Raw genomic sequence first — 15998 nt, 5'->3', positions numbered from 1 at the left:
CTATTAATTTCTTAAGTACATTCAATTCATTTATTCTTATAAAATTAGGGATCTAAGATCCAAGAAAAATACCGAATTTTTGAGATTTCACCCTTATTCCACTAGATTAATAGATTAGGGTTTGTTGATCTTTTGAGATTGAACAACATTTAACATCAAAAAATCAACACGCCTTATTACATAAATAAAAATTCAGTGCTTAATTAGGTGCTCATGCACACGTTAAAGTACATGAAAAAACTGCAGGTAGGACACTAAAATAATGACATCGAACAAATCACGTAGCCCGTTATACATTCCATACGCTGGCCCATCGCTACTAGAAACGCCATTATTAAATAAAGGGTGTGCATTTACCGCTGAAGAACGTGCAGCATTTAACCTTACCGGCTTATTACCACCGCGCTATGAAACTATTGAAGAGCAAGTTGAGCGCGCCTATATGCAGTACTCAAGCTTTCAGCATCCAATCAATAAGCACATTTACTTGCGCTCAATTCAAGATACCAATGAAACACTGTATTACCGATTGGTTAAGCAGCACATTGAAGAAATGATGCCTATTATATACACGCCAACCGTTGGTGATGCCTGCGAACAGTTCTCAGATATTTACCGCAGTTCTCGCGGGCTATTTATTTCTTATGAAGACCGTCACAATATTGATGATTTACTGCGTAATGCAACCAAACAAAAAGTAAAAATTATTGTGGTGACAGACGGAGAGCGCATTTTAGGTTTAGGTGACCAAGGTATAGGCGGAATGGGTATTCCAATTGGTAAGCTAGCGTTATATACCGTGTGTGGTGGTATTAGCCCAGCTTACACCATGCCTATTATGCTTGATGTAGGAACTAACAATGAGAAGTTATTAAACGACCCTATGTATATGGGATCTCGCCATAAGCGAATTGGACAAGCGGAGTATGACGAGTTTGTAGACTTATTTATGCATGCAGTGAAACGTCGCTGGCCTGATGCAATGGTGCAATTTGAAGATTTCGCACAGCCCAATGCAATGCCGATTCTAGAGCGTTACCGTGAGAAAGTCTGTTGTTTTAATGATGACATTCAAGGTACTGCTGCGGTCACCGTCGGTACGCTATTAGCTGCATGTAAAACAAAACAAGAAGTGTTATCACAACAGCGAGTTGTTTTTGTAGGTGCGGGTTCAGCAGGCTGTGGTATTGCCGAACAAGTCATTAGTCAAATGGTGGCAGAGGGCATTTCTGAAGAGCAAGCGCGTAGCCAAATTTATATGGTTGACCGTTATGGTTTGGTGACTGAAGGCATGGAAGGGTTAATGGACTTCCAGCAAAAGCTAGCTCAGCCTCAATCTGCGCTTAGTGAATGGACTTATAGTGGTGAATACGCCAGTTTATTAGATGTTATCCATTCAATTAACCCTACGGTATTAATAGGGGTGTCTGGTCAAGCAGGCTTATTTACAGAGCAGGTGATTACCAGCATGTATAAAGGGTGCGCGCGCCCAATAGTGTTCCCACTGAGTAACCCAATTAGACAAGTTGAAGCGCTACCTGAAAACGTTATTAAATGGACCGAAGGACAAGCCATTGTTGCAACTGGTAGTCCATTTAGCCCTGTTGAATATAATGGCTCTGTATTTCCAATCACACAATGTAATAACAGCTATATATTCCCTGGTATTGGTTTAGGGGTACTTGCCGTGAAAGCGAGTTTAATTTCAGATGCAATGCTATTAGCAACCAGTGACGCACTTGCTGAAGAGTCGCCACTTGCCGCAACTGGGCAAGGTGAGTTACTGCCTCCACTGACTGATATTGCGAAATTAAGTAAGAAAATTGCATTTAGAGTTGCCAAGGTTGCGCAGCAGCAAGGGCTAGCCTTAGAGATTTCTGATGAAGTGTTACATCAGCGTATTGAAAAAATATTCTGGCAACCAGAATATCGCGAATACCGTAGAGTAAGTATTTAAAGCTCAATGAAGTATATTGAAGTACTGCTGCGTAAATCTGATGTTGCTGAGTTAATTACTACTGCTCAGCAGCATGATTTAACAGATATCCGTTTACTCATAGTGTCAGATAGTGAGTTAGAGCAGCAATTGCAAATGGCTCGGTTATTAGTTGCTGATGATAAGCTTCAACCTGTTATAGATACGCTTCAGCCTATTATTAAGCAAGAATATGGCACACGATTAACGGTATTGCCTGTTGAGGTCGCATTACCCACTGCGTCAGCTAAGGACAGAGCGGTTGAAGACTCTGCGATGTCTGCACGCGAAGCGCTGTTTGATAGTGTAGAAAAAAGTACAAGATTAGATATTAACTTCTTAACCTTAGTGATTCTGTCAACCATAGTGGCAGCAATAGGTTTAATAGAAAGCAATGTTGCAGTTGTGATTGGTGCCATGGTAATAGCGCCATTTTTAGGGCCTAATTTGGCGTTCGGACTGGGTACGGCATTAGCCGATTTAGTGTTGATGAGAAAAGCTATCATCACCTTATTTGTTGGAATGTTACTTGTTGTAATTATGTCGATTGGGGTCGGGGTGTTTGCAAACATCGACCTGTCTAGTCCTGAACTAATTGCTCGTACTCAAGTTGGTATGGACTCTGTGGTGCTTGCGCTTGCTTCTGGTGCTGCGGCGGCGCTGTCTTTAACCACAGGCTTATCAAGTGTTTTGGTTGGAGTGATGGTGGCTGTAGCGTTATTACCACCGGCAGCAACAATTGGCATCATGCTTGGTCAGTCTCAGTTCGATTTAGCACTTGGTGCAGCACTCTTATTAGCAATTAATATTGTGTGCGTAAACTTATCCTGCAAACTGGTGTTTTTTGCTAAGGGCATCAGGCCTGTTGGTTGGCGCAAAAAGGCGGAATCAAATAAAGGCATGTTCAAGTACATTGTCATTTGGTTGATGACTTTAATGATTTTAGTGATATTTATCACGAAGCCTTTTTAAATATTCTAACTGTTATCTTTGTGGGAGGCATTTATCCATTTAGTTTTGCATTTTGTGGTGCCGTTGCTAGTTGCACTTATTATCTTTAGAAAGCAATGGCGTTATGCGTTTATCATTATGATCTTAACCATGGTGGTAGATGTAGATCATTTACTTGCAACACCTATTTATGATCCGCTGCGTTGTAGTATTGGCTTTCATCCATTGCATCAATGGCCATTTATTCTACTTTACGCAGTCATGAGCATAGCGCCGCGCTTTATTCCAAAATTTAATCTTATTCGTTTGATGGGGACGGGTTTAATCATTCACATGATCTTAGACTCGATTGATTGCCAAATGACAAACGGAATTTGGTACATGACGTAACCCTTAAGCTATGTCGCTACCTTGAGGGTTACCACAATGCTCACCAGAAAGATCACCACCGTTGACGTTCACTGTACTGAAGATCGGGCTTTTTAGTTTGCTTTGAAACGGCTTGGCGTTGATTTTTGCCCATCAATACTTTGATTTGATAAAGCGTTTCTTTTGATAAAAAGTGCTTATCAGGCTTTGACCACGTTGAATGATAAAGCTTTTTAATTGCCGCGATGGCATCGGGTGAGCGGCTGCTAATTTGTGCGATTAACTGCTCGGCATCTTGGAGTGGATTATCACTTACCTGACTGATTAACTGCATTTCAAGCGCTTGTGCTGCGGTGACCTCTTGGCCGGTCATAGCCAACTTCATTGCCTGATCTTTAGTTAATAATTCCCGTAATACTAAGTTTCCACCCATATCAGGAATAAGTCCCCAGCGCGTTTCTAAAATGGCAAGTTGTGCGTTTGGTGTCGCTATTCTGAAATCTGCACCTAACGCAATTTGCAAAGCGCCTCCCCAACATCGTCCTTGTATTAATGCGATGACTGGTACAGGAATGTCACGCCAACCTACACATACACGTTGCGCTAAATTGGCTTGCCAAGGTAACCATTTATAAAGCAGTTTAATGGCATTTTTTGCACTGCCCATAATAGACTTAACATCTATTCCTGTTGAGAAATCCTCTCCTTCAGCGCATAAAATAACCGCTCGTAAGCTGCGGTCTGTTTTTAATTGCTTAATGGTGCGGTCAATTTCAGTAAACATTGCCATGTCTAACGCATTTTTTGCTTCTGGCCTTGTTAAGGTTACCGTCGCAACGCCTTGGTTGATGTTAAGTTTGACTCTCGTATTCATGCTTTTAACCGTTTGTTTTTATTGAACCAAGCTTCTAACGATGCTGAAGTTTTGTCAATTATCTTATTGTACCTAGCGAAAAGATGGCTCGTACAGTGAGCGTTAAAAGGCTAATGCTGTGGAAGTTGGCAGGATTATTTTTTTCAATAAGAGTTGCGCGGCAAGCTAAGTATCTATAGTATTCTTCGTCCATAGAACTATAAAAAATATAGTATGAAAAACAGTACAACGCAGTTACTTGATGCTGCACAAAAAATCCAACAAAACGCCTACGCACCCTATTCAAAATTTAAAGTAGGGGCTGCCATTTTAGCCAATGACAACCAAGTCTATACAGGCTGTAATATTGAAAATGCATCTTATCCCTTAGGTCAATGCGCTGAAGCTGGTGCAATTGCTGCCATGATTGCCGCAGGTACTACACATATTGATGAAGTGTTGGTTATTAGCCCGAACGATGATATTTGTCCGCCTTGTGGTGGTTGTCGCCAGAAGCTTCGCGAATTTGGTGACAGTAATACCATTATTCATATGGCAACGGCAAAAGGCGAAATTCAATCCATTAATTTGGCTGAATTACTGCCTTTGGCATTTGAAAAAAGTAACTTGTTAGACGAATAAGCAGACGATAACAGCGCTTAATTATGTTGTCTGGGTAATATTATTTTGGCTGGATAATATAACGGTATCGCCTATTCGAATGCGGTTATTTTGTCGCTTGCTTGTGTCATTTAAATGGGTAGTTAAAATGGCGTTTTGACCAAAAAAAGCGCCTTTTTTGTCAATATGATCCATCGCCAATAGTGTTTTTAATGGCTGTTGCGGTGCAGGTGAGATACCTGTTAGTTGATCTATTGAAGTTACTTTACAGCGTTCGCAAGGTTTGCATAAATCAAAGTGTAATAGCTCTGTGTTATCGCTAACGCGGTTAATACGCATATTGGTATGGCTATGCTCACAAAAGGCGAATTGGCTGTCTAAGACAATGTTGCTGCGAAAGCGTGACATCGGCACCGGGCTTTCATTGCGACTAATTAACTGTTGATTAAGTGAGATTAGCGATGCAGTATTTGTTATTAAAAATGGATAGCCATCAGCAAAGTAGGTTGTTGCCTGTTTTCCTTTTAAATGCTTTTCACTAACCGCACGATTAAAGTTAGGCGCCATTCTTACAAGGCTAAGTGATTGATTGCGCCACTTACCAATGACGTTTGTTAGCCATTCAGAACTATGTCGTTCTTCAATAGCTTCGCAATCACTTTTCCACACCTTAACGGAGCGTTTGGTTACGCTATTGCTTTTAAGCTTGAGCGGAATTGCTAAAGGCGCGATCCCTTCGGCGCTGAGTATTAAGTGCTCTTCAGTAATGTCGGTGCTAATTCTTGCCAAATTAGGTAAATGGCGCTGAGTAGCAAACATGCCATCTTCATTTACAATCATCCAGTGACGATCCCAGCGTAACCCTTGTGGTGTTACTTCTACGCTTGGCAACGAAATACCCTGTAGTGATTTAACAGGATAGATATTCAGTTGGCTGACAGTCGCGCGCAGTTCAGAAGGCACGGTGTTATGAATTACTGTGGTAGGCGTTGGGCTAGCTTGCATATTCTGTCCTTATCTCTGCTAGCCTGAATAGCTAGTCTTTTTTAATTTGCGAATAAACGTTGTGCGTTATTAAATATTCCGCAACGCTGGGTGTTAGGTACTGTTGTAACTTGACCAACAGCGCTTCCCTATCATTATCTAGGCTATTTTCTAGTGCTTCGCGTGCGTAAGTGGAGCGTATATCTTGTTGTTGTGGTACTGCGACAAGTTGCCAACGCTGCTTGATTTCTTGCGCTTTATAAAATTTATCCCAATTAGCTAAATTGTCTGGGCCAATAATAAAGTGCATCTCGTATTGTTGATGATCATTCAATGCTTGATAGCGCTGCTCTAAAAAAGTGAGCACGTCATAAGTATAGATCGCTGCACCTTGCTCTTTTTCAATAAGGTGTTCAACAAAGCAAGGGGTTACTTTTGTAGGTGTTAATGCCGAAGGGGCTTGAGTAATATCTTCAATAAATAACTGTAATAACTCGCAGCGCGTTTGATAGTCAGCCATTTTTTTACCAAAAGCATGTTGATAACTTGGTATCAACAAAATTTCATCAAAGCGTATTGCATGTTGCTGTAATTGTGTAATGACGTCGGCATGTCCACGTGTTGGCGGATTAAATGCCGAGCCAAATACGGCAATTTTTTTGATAGCGGACTTGGTCATTATGCTAATGCCTTTAACTTGTATATTAACGCTAAGGCATCCCGTGGCGTTAAGCTGTCGGGATCAATACGCTCTAGTTCATCAGCCAGTGGGTTTTCAGGCTCAATTAAATTAAGCTGCTGTGTAGCAAAAGCAGTGGTACTGGCTGGATGCTCTGTGTTTTGAGGCTCTGTTGTAGCCGCTTGCCCTTGTTGTTCCAGTAGCGATAATTTATTTTTTGCTTTTTTGATCACGTTTTTAGGAACGCCAGCCAATTGCGCTACTTGCAAGCCAAAGCTTTTGCTAGCCGCGCCTTCTTGAACCGCATGCATAAAGGCAATGGTGTCGTCGTGTTCTATCGCATCTAAGTGAACATTAGCCACGCTCGGTAATTGCTCAGCTAATTGAGTAAGCTCAAAGTAGTGGGTTGCAAAAAGCGTATAGGCATTTAATTTTAACGCTAAATATTCGGCGCACGCCCACGCTAAACTCATACCGTCGTAGGTGCTGGTGCCTCGGCCTATTTCATCCATCAGCACTAAGCTGTGCTCTGTTGCGTTATTTAAAATATTTGCTGTTTCAGTCATTTCAACCATAAAGGTTGAGCGGCCAGACGCTAAATCATCAGATGCGCCAATTCGGGTAAAAATACGATCTACAATGCCTATCGTGGCCGATTCAGCTGGCACAAAGCAGCCAATATGCGCCATTAAGGTAATTAGCGCGGTTTGACGCATATAGGTAGATTTACCGCCCATATTTGGCCCAGTGATAATGAGCATTTTTCTTGAGCTATTTAGTTGTATTGGGTTCGCGATAAATGGTTCTTTCATTACCTGCTCGACGACAGGATGACGCCCTGCATCAATATGAATGCCAGAGCGTGCGGCTAGAGTTGGTTTACAGTAATTAAGGGTGTCTGCGCGCTCTGCGAAATTAGTTAATACGTCTAACTCGGATAATGCCACAGAAGCCGATTGTAATTGCGATAAGTAAGGCAGAATAGCATCGAATAACTCTTCGTATAAACGCTTTTCTAGCGCGAGCGCCTTGCTTTGGCTGCCTAATACTTTGTCTTCATGTTCTTTTAGTTCTGGAATAATAAAGCGCTCGTTATTTTTAAGCGTTTGACGCCTAACATATTCAACAGGCACTTTGTCAGAGTAGGCACGGCTAACTTCAATATAGTAACCATGCACTTTGTTATACCCAATTTTTAAAGTTGGAATATTAGTGCGTTCGCGTTCACGCAATTCAAGAGCTTCAAGCGTGTTAGTTGCACCTGTACTAAGTTCTCGCCATTCATCTAACTCTGCATTATATCCTGGTGCAATGACGCCGCCGTCGCGAATAAGTACAGGTGGATTATCAATAATTGCTTGCGTTAATAGCGATTGTAGTTCTGGAAAAGTAGGGGCGTGTTCTTTAATTTGATTAAGTTTACGGGTTTTAAAGTCGCTTAAAATATTATGCAATTCAGGTAACTGAGCAAATGCATTGCGTAATCGCGCTAAATCGCGTGGTCTTGCAGTGCGCAATGCTAGTCGCGCAATAATGCGTTCTATATCGCCAATTTGCTTTAATGTGTCTTGGATATCAAGACCATAAGCTAATTGTTGTATTTCAGTAACGGCATCTAAACGTTGATTAAGTACGGTTTGATCTGTCAGCGGGGAATGTATCCAGCGTTTTAATAAACGACTACCCATTGCGGTAGCGGTTTGATCAAGTACTGCGGCTAAGGTATTTTCAAAACCGCCAGCTAGATTCTGCGTTAGCTCTAAGTTTTTGCGCGTTGCTGCGTCCATAATTACCGACGCATCGTTTTGCTCTAAGGCAATGCTTTTAATATGCGGTAATGCTGTGCGCTGTGTGTCTTTAACGTATTGCATTAAACAACCCGCAGCCACAATGCCGTTATTAGCTTGATGCACACCAAAGCCGATTAAATCTTTTACTTCAAACTGCTGCGTTAGCAAGCGCTGTGCAGTATCTAATTCAAACTCCCATTCGGGACGGCGGCGTAAGCCTTTTCTGTCTTCAATAATATCGAGCAGAGCCATCCCTTCTGAATAGAGTAACTCAGCAGGGTTAGTGCGTTGTAATACCGCTTGTAAGTCTTCAGCGTTTTCAGGCTCGCAAATAAAAAATCGCCCTGAATTTATATCTAAATAAGCATAGCCAAAAGATTGTTTGGCTGTCATATAGACAGCAGCCAGCAGGTTGTCTTGCCGTTCATTAAGCAGTGCTTCATCGCTGACCGTGCCAGGCGTAACAATACGTACTACTTTGCGCTCTACAGGTCCTTTACTGGTTGCAGGATCGCCTACTTGTTCGCATATCGCCACCGATTCGCCTAAATTAACTAGCTTAGAAAGGTAATTTTCCAGTGCGTGATATGGCACACCCGCCATAGGGATAGGGGAACCCGCAGAACTGCCTCGTTTAGTTAATGAAATATCAAGCAAGGCGGCTGCACGTTTCGCGTCATCATAAAATAACTCATAAAAATCGCCCATACGATAAAAAAGCAAAATGTCGGGATGTTGCGACTTTAATCGTAGATACTGCTGCATCATAGGGGTATGATTTTGAAATTGTTGCTCTGATGAAACGTCTGAAGGCATAATTTTTAATCTAGTGTTATTTATTGGGTATACATTTTATGAGCGCTATAAACGCCATGGATTTAAGCGAAAACATTGTAAAAATGTCAGCTGATTTAGGCCAGCTATTATCAACTAAAAAGTTAAAAATCACCACTGCTGAATCATGTACAGGTGGTGGGATTGCCTATGCGCTTACAGAAATTGCAGGTAGCTCTGCTTATTTAGATCAGAGTTTTGTTACTTATAGCAATCACGCTAAACAAACATTGGTTAATGTGCAAGAAAGTACATTAATCAAATATGGGGCAGTAAGTGAACTGACGGTAAGTGAAATGGCGCAAGGCGCGCTAACTGCTGCTAATGCAAATATTGCCATTGCTGTTAGTGGTGTTGCGGGGCCAGATGGTGGTAGTGACGAAAAACCCGTTGGAACAGTATGGTTTGCTTGGGCGCATACGTTAGCAGGTCGACTCGTAGTTAAGACAGAAAGGCATGTGTTTGACGGCGATCGCAGTACTGTAAGACAGCAAACTATTTATAAAGCATTAGCCTGTGCTTATGAACTAGCAGATAGTTTTTAAAACAATAAGATAGCATCGCTATTAAGAAAAAATTTTAAAATTTTATTATACAGGGGTTGATACTGTACGAGTATACAGTATACTTCTTGGCATTAAATTGAATACAAATAATACGATCATTAGATCAGTTGGGGTATAAAATGGACAACAATAAAGAAAAAGCGTTAGGCGCAGCACTTTCACAAATTGAACGCCAATTCGGTAAAGGTTCAATTATGCGTTTAGGTGACTCACAAGCGTTAGATATTGAGTCTGTATCTACTGGCTCACTTGGACTAGACATTGCCTTAGGTATAGGCGGTTTACCAACGGGTCGTATTATTGAAATTTATGGTCCAGAGTCATCAGGTAAAACAACCCTTACGTTACAAACCATCGCTGAAGCACAGAAGAAAGGCAAAACTTGTGCGTTTATTGATGCTGAGCATGCATTAGATCCTGTTTATGCAGAAAACCTAGGCGTAAACGTGGCTGAGTTACTGGTATCTCAACCTGATACAGGTGAGCAAGCGTTAGAGATTGCCGACATGCTAGTACGTTCAAACGCGGTTGACATGATTGTTGTTGACTCAGTAGCTGCACTAACACCAAAAGCCGAAATTGAAGGCGATATGGGTGACACTCATGTTGGCTTGCAAGCGCGTTTAATGTCGCAAGCATTACGTAAATTAACAGGTAACATTAAGCGTTCAAATACGCTATGTATTTTCATTAACCAAATTCGTATGAAAATTGGTGTAATGTTCGGTAACCCTGAAACAACGACAGGTGGTAACGCACTTAAATTTTACGCATCGGTACGTTTAGATATTCGTCGTACAGGTTCAGTAAAAGAGGGTGATGAAGTCATTGGTAACGAGACTCGCGTTAAAGTGGTGAAGAACAAAGTAGCACCGCCATTTAAACAAGCAGAGTTTATTATTATGTACGGTAAAGGTATCTCGAAAGAAGGCGAGTTACTAGATTTAGGTGTTAAGCACGATGTTGTTGATAAGTCGGGTGCTTGGTACGCGTACAATGGTGAGAAAGTAGGCCAAGGTAAAGCGAACAGCATTAAGTTTTTACAAGAAAATACGCATATTGCGAATGAAATTGAAACGAAATTACGCGACATGCTGCTACTTAAAGCAACGATTAAGCCTGAAGAAGGCGAGGAAGTTGTATTAGGAGAGTAAACCTTATTCGATAGTTTATTCCATTAAGCATTAAAAAAGATGGTCGCATTAGCGGCCATTTTTTTTGTGCAATATTGCCGTTAACTCTCTACATAATGCCCAACTATCTTTTCTAAGCACAAATAAATCATTAGTCGGTATATTAGCTAAACCGTTATTTTTTACTTTTAGCCATCCAGATGTTGACATGTCTAAAAAATAATTCAACACTGTTTATATCAACTCAAAGAGACATGTTGAGTGATCAGCCTGCTTTTATAAAAACGCACTTGATTAAAGATATAGAGTGAGATGTGAATTATGCCGATACGAGTACAAGATGACTTGCCCGCTATTAATGCATTACAGCGCGAAAATGTATTTGTTATGCCTAATAGCCGTGCATCCCAGCAAGACATTCGGCCTATAAAGTTAGCGATATTAAATTTGATGCCTAATAAAGAAGTAACAGAAATACAGTTATTAAGGTTGCTTGCAAACTCGGCGTTACAAGTAGAAGTAGACTTTATTCGTTTAGATCAGCATAAAAGTAAACATACCAGTCATCAGCATTTAGATAGCTTCTATCAATATTTTTCTGCGATAAAGTCGACTTGTTATGACGGCTTAATCATTACAGGTGCTCCGCTAGGTTTAGTATCGTATACAGAGGTCACCTATTGGGATCAGTTACAGGAAGTGTTTCGTTGGGCTGAAAAGAATGTAACCAGCAGTTTATTTTTATGCTGGGCTGCGCATGCGGCGCTGTATTATTTTTATGGTATAGAGCGCTGTTTACGAGAAAAAAAGCTCAGCGGGATATATTTACATCAACAATATTGTCAGCATGAACCAATTATGCAGGGTTTTGATGACGAATTCTGGGTGCCACACTCACGCTATGTACAAGCGCCAGTCGAGCAGATAATGCAGTGTCATGCACTAGACATTTTAGCGGGTTCAGAAGAGGTGGGAGCGTATTTAATAAAAAGTATTAAACAGCCGTTTGTTTTTGTAACGGGTCATCCAGAATATGATGCATTAACGCTTCACCAAGAATATGTACGCGATCTTGCTAATAATGAAAAAAATCGTGAAAAAAATGATGAATTAACAGCACCTGAAAATTATTATCCTGAACACGTTAATGTAACTGAAGCGAGCTTACTTGATTGTGAGTGTAGTGAGTTAAGTGAGTGCAGTGAGTTAAGTGAGTTTTCAACACAGGCCAGCGGGCTAGCACATAGTAAGTCGTTAAATAAGCCGCGTAATAAATGGCAAAGTCATGGTCATTTATTATTTAATAATTGGCTAAATTATTGTGTCTATCAAACAACGCCGTACGATTTAACTAAAGTTAGAACACACAGCATTGAATCCATTCAACCTATTCAACCTATTCAATCTATTCAACATTCTACTCAGCAAAACGGAGCTGCATTGTGAGTAATCAAATAACACCATTAGATATCAGCTCAATTGAACTAGACGTTACACCTTTATATCACCGTATCACAGCACTTAAAGCGCGTTTAGCAACAGATATTTTAATTCTTGATGGAGCCATGGGAACAATGATCCAAGCAAGAAAGCTGGATGAGAATGGTTTTCGTGGCAAGCGTTTTGCAAAATGGCCCTGCTTATTAAAAGGCAATAATGACCTATTGTCACTTACTCAGCCCAGCATCATTACTGATATTCACTTAGCGTATTTAGATGCCGGCGCAGATATTATTGAAACAAATACCTTTAATTCTACGGCGGTTGCCATGGCTGATTATGAAATGGCAGAGCTTTCTGCCGAGATTAATTACGCGTCAGCACGGTTGGCGCGCGATGCTGCAGACAGAATGACAGCAAGTAACCCAAGCAAGCCACGGTTTGTTGCTGGGGTGTTGGGGCCGACAAATCGCACTTGTTCAATTTCGCCGGATGTGAATGATCCCGGCTTTAGAAATATTGGCTTTGATGAGTTAGTTAATGCCTATGTTGAATCGACTGAAGCGTTAATAAAAGGCGGCGCAGATATCATTATGATTGAAACGGTCTTTGATACATTAAACGCAAAAGCGGCAGTATTTGCAGTGTTTGAAGTCTTTGAAAAGTGGCAAATAGAGTTGCCGATTATGATTTCAGGCACGATAACCGATGCCTCTGGTAGAACGCTTACAGGACAAACAACGGAAGCATTTTATAATTCGCTCAGCCATGCGTCGCCGTTAGCAGTGGGGTTAAACTGCGCGTTAGGGCCAGACATGCTCCGCCAGTATGTACAAGAATTGTCTCGTATCAGTGAAAGTTATATATCGGTTCATCCCAATGCGGGGCTGCCGAATGAGTTTGGTGAATATGACCTGTCTCCGCAACAAATGGCCGAACAATTAAAAGAGTGGGCTGAGTCTGGTTTTGTAAATATTCTTGGCGGCTGTTGCGGTACTCGTCCTGATCATATTTCTGCTATTGCGCATGCAGTCAAAGACATTAAGCCTAGAACATTACCTGAATCAAACCATGCTTTTCGACTCTCTGGACTTGAAGCATTTACAGTTCAAGCTGATGCTAATAAAGCAGGAGCGGAGCATGCATAATCAGTTACGCACTAAACAGGCAGTGTTTATTAACGTTGGTGAAAGAACCAATGTAACGGGATCAGCAAAATTTAAGCGTCTTATTTTAGCTGGAGAATATGAACCTGCGTTAGAGGTTGCCCGGCAACAAGTTGAGAATGGTGCACAAATTATAGATATCAACATGGATGAAGCCATGTTGGACTCTAAAGCTGCTATGGTTAAGTTTTTAAATTTAGTTGCCGCTGAACCCGATATTTCGCGCGTGCCTATTATGATTGACTCGTCCAAATGGGAAGTTATTGAAGCAGGCTTAAAATGCATTCAAGGTAAGCCCATTGTTAATTCTATTTCTCTAAAAGAAGGTGAAGCGGCTTTTATAGAACATGCGACTAAGGTTAAACGTTATGGTGCAGCCGTCGTCGTGATGGCATTTGATGAAGAAGGGCAAGCCGATACGCAGCAAAGAAAGTTTGAAATATGCCAGCGTTCATATCAAATTTTAGTTGAAAAAGTGAAGCTGCCACCGCAAGACATTATTTTTGATCCAAATATTTTTGCGATTGGCACAGGTATAGAAGAACACAATAATTATGCGGTCGATTTTATAGAAGCGACTCGGCAAATTAAGCAACAGCTGCCTTACGCTAAAGTGTCGGGCGGTGTATCTAACGTATCATTCTCGTTTCGCGGTAATAATCCAGTACGTGAAGCTATTCACTCTGTATTTCTTTATCATGCGGTAGACGCCGGCATGGATATGGGAATTGTGAATGCGGGACAGTTAACTGTTTATGACGATATTCCCGAAGAATTAAAAGAAGCGGTTGAGGATGTAGTGCTAAATCGCCACCCCAATGCTACTGATAAACTGTTAGCGATTGCACCAAAATATAATAAAGGTGGCACGTCAGATGTGACCGAAGATTTGGAGTGGCGCACTTGGCCTGTAGCCAAACGATTAGAGCATGCATTAGTAAAAGGCATTACCGAGTATATTGAGCAAGATACAGAGGAAGTAAGGCAGCAAGTAGCGCGGCCGCTGCATGTTATTGAAGGTCCGTTGATGGACGGCATGAACGTGGTTGGAGATCTATTTGGCGATGGCAAAATGTTTCTACCGCAAGTCGTTAAATCAGCAAGGGTAATGAAAAAAGCAGTTGCTTATTTACAACCCTATTTAGAAGCAGACAAAGCACAAGGTGAAACCAACGGCAAAATATTAATGGCCACTGTAAAAGGCGATGTGCACGACATAGGCAAGAATATTGTGGGCGTGGTACTGCAATGTAACAATTACGAAGTTATTGATTTAGGCGTAATGGTTCCGTGTGAAACCATTCTACAGGAAGCCAAGCAACATAATGTAGACATGATAGGTCTGTCAGGCTTAATTACTCCGTCATTGGATGAAATGGTATACATTGCGCAAGAAATGGAACGCCAGCAATTCTCTATTCCGTTGTTAATTGGTGGTGCAACCACTTCAAAGGCGCATACAGCAGTGAAAATTAATGAGCACTATCAACAGCCTGTGGTGTATGTCGCAAATGCATCTCGTAGTGTTTCAGTCGCGAGCCAATTACTTAGTGAGCAACATAAACAAGATTTTGTTGCGCAGCTGGATAAAGATTATGAGCGTGTAATCACTCAACATGAACGCAAATACAGCCAGCAGCAATTGATTGATCTTGCTACTGCGCGGGAAAATAAACTGGCGATTGAGTGGCACTCATACACACCACCTATACCTAAAAAATTGGGAGTACAAGTTTTACGAAACGTTGATTTAACTACGGTTAGGCAATATATCGACTGGACACCTTTCTTTTTAACGTGGCAATTATCGGGTAAATATCCAGCAATTTTACAGCATGAATTAATTGGGGAAGAGGCGAAGAAACTGTTTGCTGATGCAAACGCTTTAATTGACAAAATTATTGCAGAAAACTTGATCCAAGCGCATGCAGTGTTTGGTTTATTTGCAGCTAATACCACCAACCATGACGATATTGAAGTTTATCAAGACGAGGCCAGACACACTCCTATTGCTACTTTACATCATCTAAGACAGCAAGCTAAGAAAAAAGACGGGCAGTTTAATCGCTGCTTAGCAGACTATATTGCGCCTGTGGATACGCACATATCCGACTATATAGGCGCGTTTGCCGTATGCGCAGGGTTTGGTGCTGAAGAGCTAGCTCAGCAGTATGCAGATGAGCATGACGACTATCAAAATATTTTAGTAAAAGCAGTTGCTGATAGGTTAGCCGAAGCACTTGCAGAATATCTTCATGCTCAAATTCGCAAAGAATACTGGGGCTATGCTGAAAATGAAATGCTGGATAACGAAGCATTAATTAAAGAGCAATATCAAGGTATTCGTCCCGCTCCTGGTTATCCAGCATGCCCAGAGCACACGGAAAAAGCGACATTGTGGCAGCTACTTGAGGTAGAAAAAAATATTGGGCTTGCACTCACGGAAAGCTACGCCATGTGGCCAGGTGCGGCCGTGTCTGGTTGGTACTTTTCACACCCAGATGCAAAATATTTTGCAGTGGCAAAAATAAAGCATGACCAAATGCTCGATTATGCAAAACGTAAACATTGGTCACAGCAAGACGCTGAGAAATGGTTAGCACCCAATCTAAATATGTAACATTTTTAATAAGTTAA

Annotated in this window: 13 protein-coding genes; 9 read left to right on the top strand and 4 right to left on the bottom strand. The window is 41.3% G+C overall.

Annotated features, from left to right (window positions below; all coding sequences use genetic code 11):
- The first annotated feature begins 262 nt into the window (after window positions 1–262).
- Genes HUU81_RS14295 through HUU81_RS14285 form a run of 3 tightly spaced genes read left to right on the top strand, consistent with a single transcriptional unit; the run spans window position 263 to window position 3316 of the window.
- Window positions 263–1957 carry an NAD-dependent malic enzyme gene (locus HUU81_RS14295; protein ID WP_199609600.1) on the top strand — a complete coding sequence of 565 codons (1695 nt, stop codon included), beginning with the start codon at window positions 263–265 and terminating at the stop codon, window positions 1955–1957.
- 6 nt (window positions 1958–1963) lie between these two features.
- A complete protein-coding gene (locus HUU81_RS14290; protein ID WP_199609599.1) occupies window positions 1964–2947 on the top strand; it encodes a TIGR00341 family protein in 984 nt (327 codons plus the stop codon).
- An 18-nt stretch (window positions 2948–2965) separates the two neighbouring features.
- Window positions 2966–3316 (top strand): DUF6122 family protein, encoded by a 351-nt coding sequence (locus HUU81_RS14285; protein ID WP_199609598.1) that lies wholly within the window; start codon window positions 2966–2968, stop codon window positions 3314–3316.
- Window positions 3317–3368: 52 nt separating this feature from the next.
- On the opposite strand, the gene HUU81_RS14280 is transcribed toward HUU81_RS14285, so the two are convergent.
- Window positions 3369–4169: a crotonase/enoyl-CoA hydratase family protein gene (locus HUU81_RS14280; protein WP_199609597.1), complete on the bottom strand. Its 801-nt coding sequence runs from the start codon at window positions 4167–4169 to the stop codon at window positions 3369–3371.
- Between the two features lie 213 nt (window positions 4170–4382).
- On the opposite strand from HUU81_RS14280, the gene HUU81_RS14275 reads away from it, so the two are divergent.
- The gene (locus tag HUU81_RS14275) at window positions 4383–4790 is read left to right on the top strand and encodes a cytidine deaminase (protein WP_199609596.1); all 408 of its coding nucleotides are present in this window, start codon (window positions 4383–4385) and stop codon (window positions 4788–4790) included.
- 21 nt (window positions 4791–4811) lie between these two features.
- On the opposite strand, the gene HUU81_RS14270 is transcribed toward HUU81_RS14275, so the two are convergent.
- The 3 genes from HUU81_RS14270 to mutS are packed head-to-tail and all read right to left on the bottom strand — an operon-like array spanning window position 4812 to window position 9038.
- On the bottom strand, window positions 4812–5774 hold the full coding sequence (locus HUU81_RS14270) for an MOSC domain-containing protein (protein WP_199609595.1): 963 nt from the start codon (window positions 5772–5774) through the stop codon (window positions 4812–4814).
- Window positions 5775–5805: 31 nt separating this feature from the next.
- Window positions 5806–6432 carry a nicotinate-nicotinamide nucleotide adenylyltransferase gene (locus HUU81_RS14265; RefSeq protein ID WP_199609594.1) on the bottom strand — a complete coding sequence of 209 codons (627 nt, stop codon included), beginning with the start codon at window positions 6430–6432 and terminating at the stop codon, window positions 5806–5808.
- Window positions 6432–9038: a DNA mismatch repair protein MutS gene (gene mutS / locus HUU81_RS14260; protein WP_233520515.1), complete on the bottom strand. Its 2607-nt coding sequence runs from the start codon at window positions 9036–9038 to the stop codon at window positions 6432–6434. Before mutS ends, HUU81_RS14265 begins: the two co-directional genes overlap by 1 nt.
- A 56-nt stretch (window positions 9039–9094) precedes the next feature.
- On the opposite strand from mutS, the gene HUU81_RS14255 reads away from it, so the two are divergent.
- The 5 genes from HUU81_RS14255 (at window position 9095) to metH (ending at window position 15981) form a co-directional block, all read left to right on the top strand.
- Complete coding sequence (locus tag HUU81_RS14255; RefSeq protein WP_199612081.1) at window positions 9095–9601, top strand: CinA family protein; 507 nt, start codon at window positions 9095–9097, stop codon at window positions 9599–9601.
- 140 nt (window positions 9602–9741) lie between these two features.
- A complete protein-coding gene (gene recA / locus HUU81_RS14250) occupies window positions 9742–10776 on the top strand; it encodes a recombinase RecA (RefSeq protein WP_199609593.1) in 1035 nt (344 codons plus the stop codon).
- A gap of 300 nt (window positions 10777–11076) precedes the next feature.
- The gene (locus HUU81_RS14245; RefSeq protein ID WP_199609592.1) at window positions 11077–12201 is read left to right on the top strand and encodes a homoserine O-succinyltransferase; all 1125 of its coding nucleotides are present in this window, start codon (window positions 11077–11079) and stop codon (window positions 12199–12201) included.
- Window positions 12198–13343, top strand: coding sequence for a homocysteine S-methyltransferase family protein (locus tag HUU81_RS14240; protein WP_233520514.1), 1146 nt, complete (start codon window positions 12198–12200; stop codon window positions 13341–13343). Before HUU81_RS14245 ends, HUU81_RS14240 begins: the two co-directional genes overlap by 4 nt.
- Window positions 13336–15981, top strand: a complete 2646-nt coding sequence (gene metH, locus HUU81_RS14235) for a methionine synthase (protein ID WP_199609591.1) — start codon at window positions 13336–13338, stop codon at window positions 15979–15981. Before HUU81_RS14240 ends, metH begins: the two co-directional genes overlap by 8 nt.
- Window positions 15982–15998: the final 17 nt, after the last annotated feature.

This window comes from Flocculibacter collagenilyticus (assembly GCF_016469335.1).
In the GTDB taxonomy this organism is placed as follows: domain Bacteria; phylum Pseudomonadota; class Gammaproteobacteria; order Enterobacterales; family Alteromonadaceae; genus Flocculibacter; species Flocculibacter collagenilyticus.
This window is presented reverse-complemented; position numbering and strand designations above follow the sequence as displayed.

Excerpts from the sequence above, each read along its gene's own strand:
- HUU81_RS14295 (WP_199609600.1), top strand. The coding sequence starts at position 263 with ATGACATCGAACAAATCACGTAGCCCGTTATACATTCCATACGCTGGC.
- HUU81_RS14290 (WP_199609599.1), top strand. The coding sequence starts at position 1,964 with ATGAAGTATATTGAAGTACTGCTGCGTAAATCTGATGTTGCTGAGTTA.
- HUU81_RS14280 (WP_199609597.1), bottom strand. The coding sequence starts at position 4,169 with ATGAATACGAGAGTCAAACTTAACATCAACCAAGGCGTTGCGACGGTA.
- HUU81_RS14275 (WP_199609596.1), top strand. The coding sequence starts at position 4,383 with ATGAAAAACAGTACAACGCAGTTACTTGATGCTGCACAAAAAATCCAA.
- HUU81_RS14270 (WP_199609595.1), bottom strand. The coding sequence starts at position 5,774 with ATGCAAGCTAGCCCAACGCCTACCACAGTAATTCATAACACCGTGCCT.
- HUU81_RS14265 (WP_199609594.1), bottom strand. The coding sequence starts at position 6,432 with ATGACCAAGTCCGCTATCAAAAAAATTGCCGTATTTGGCTCGGCATTT.
- mutS (WP_233520515.1), bottom strand. The coding sequence starts at position 9,038 with ATGCCTTCAGACGTTTCATCAGAGCAACAATTTCAAAATCATACCCCT.
- HUU81_RS14255 (WP_199612081.1), top strand. The coding sequence starts at position 9,095 with ATGGATTTAAGCGAAAACATTGTAAAAATGTCAGCTGATTTAGGCCAG.
- recA (WP_199609593.1), top strand. The coding sequence starts at position 9,742 with ATGGACAACAATAAAGAAAAAGCGTTAGGCGCAGCACTTTCACAAATT.
- HUU81_RS14245 (WP_199609592.1), top strand. The coding sequence starts at position 11,077 with ATGCCGATACGAGTACAAGATGACTTGCCCGCTATTAATGCATTACAG.
- metH (WP_199609591.1), top strand. The coding sequence starts at position 13,336 with ATGCATAATCAGTTACGCACTAAACAGGCAGTGTTTATTAACGTTGGT.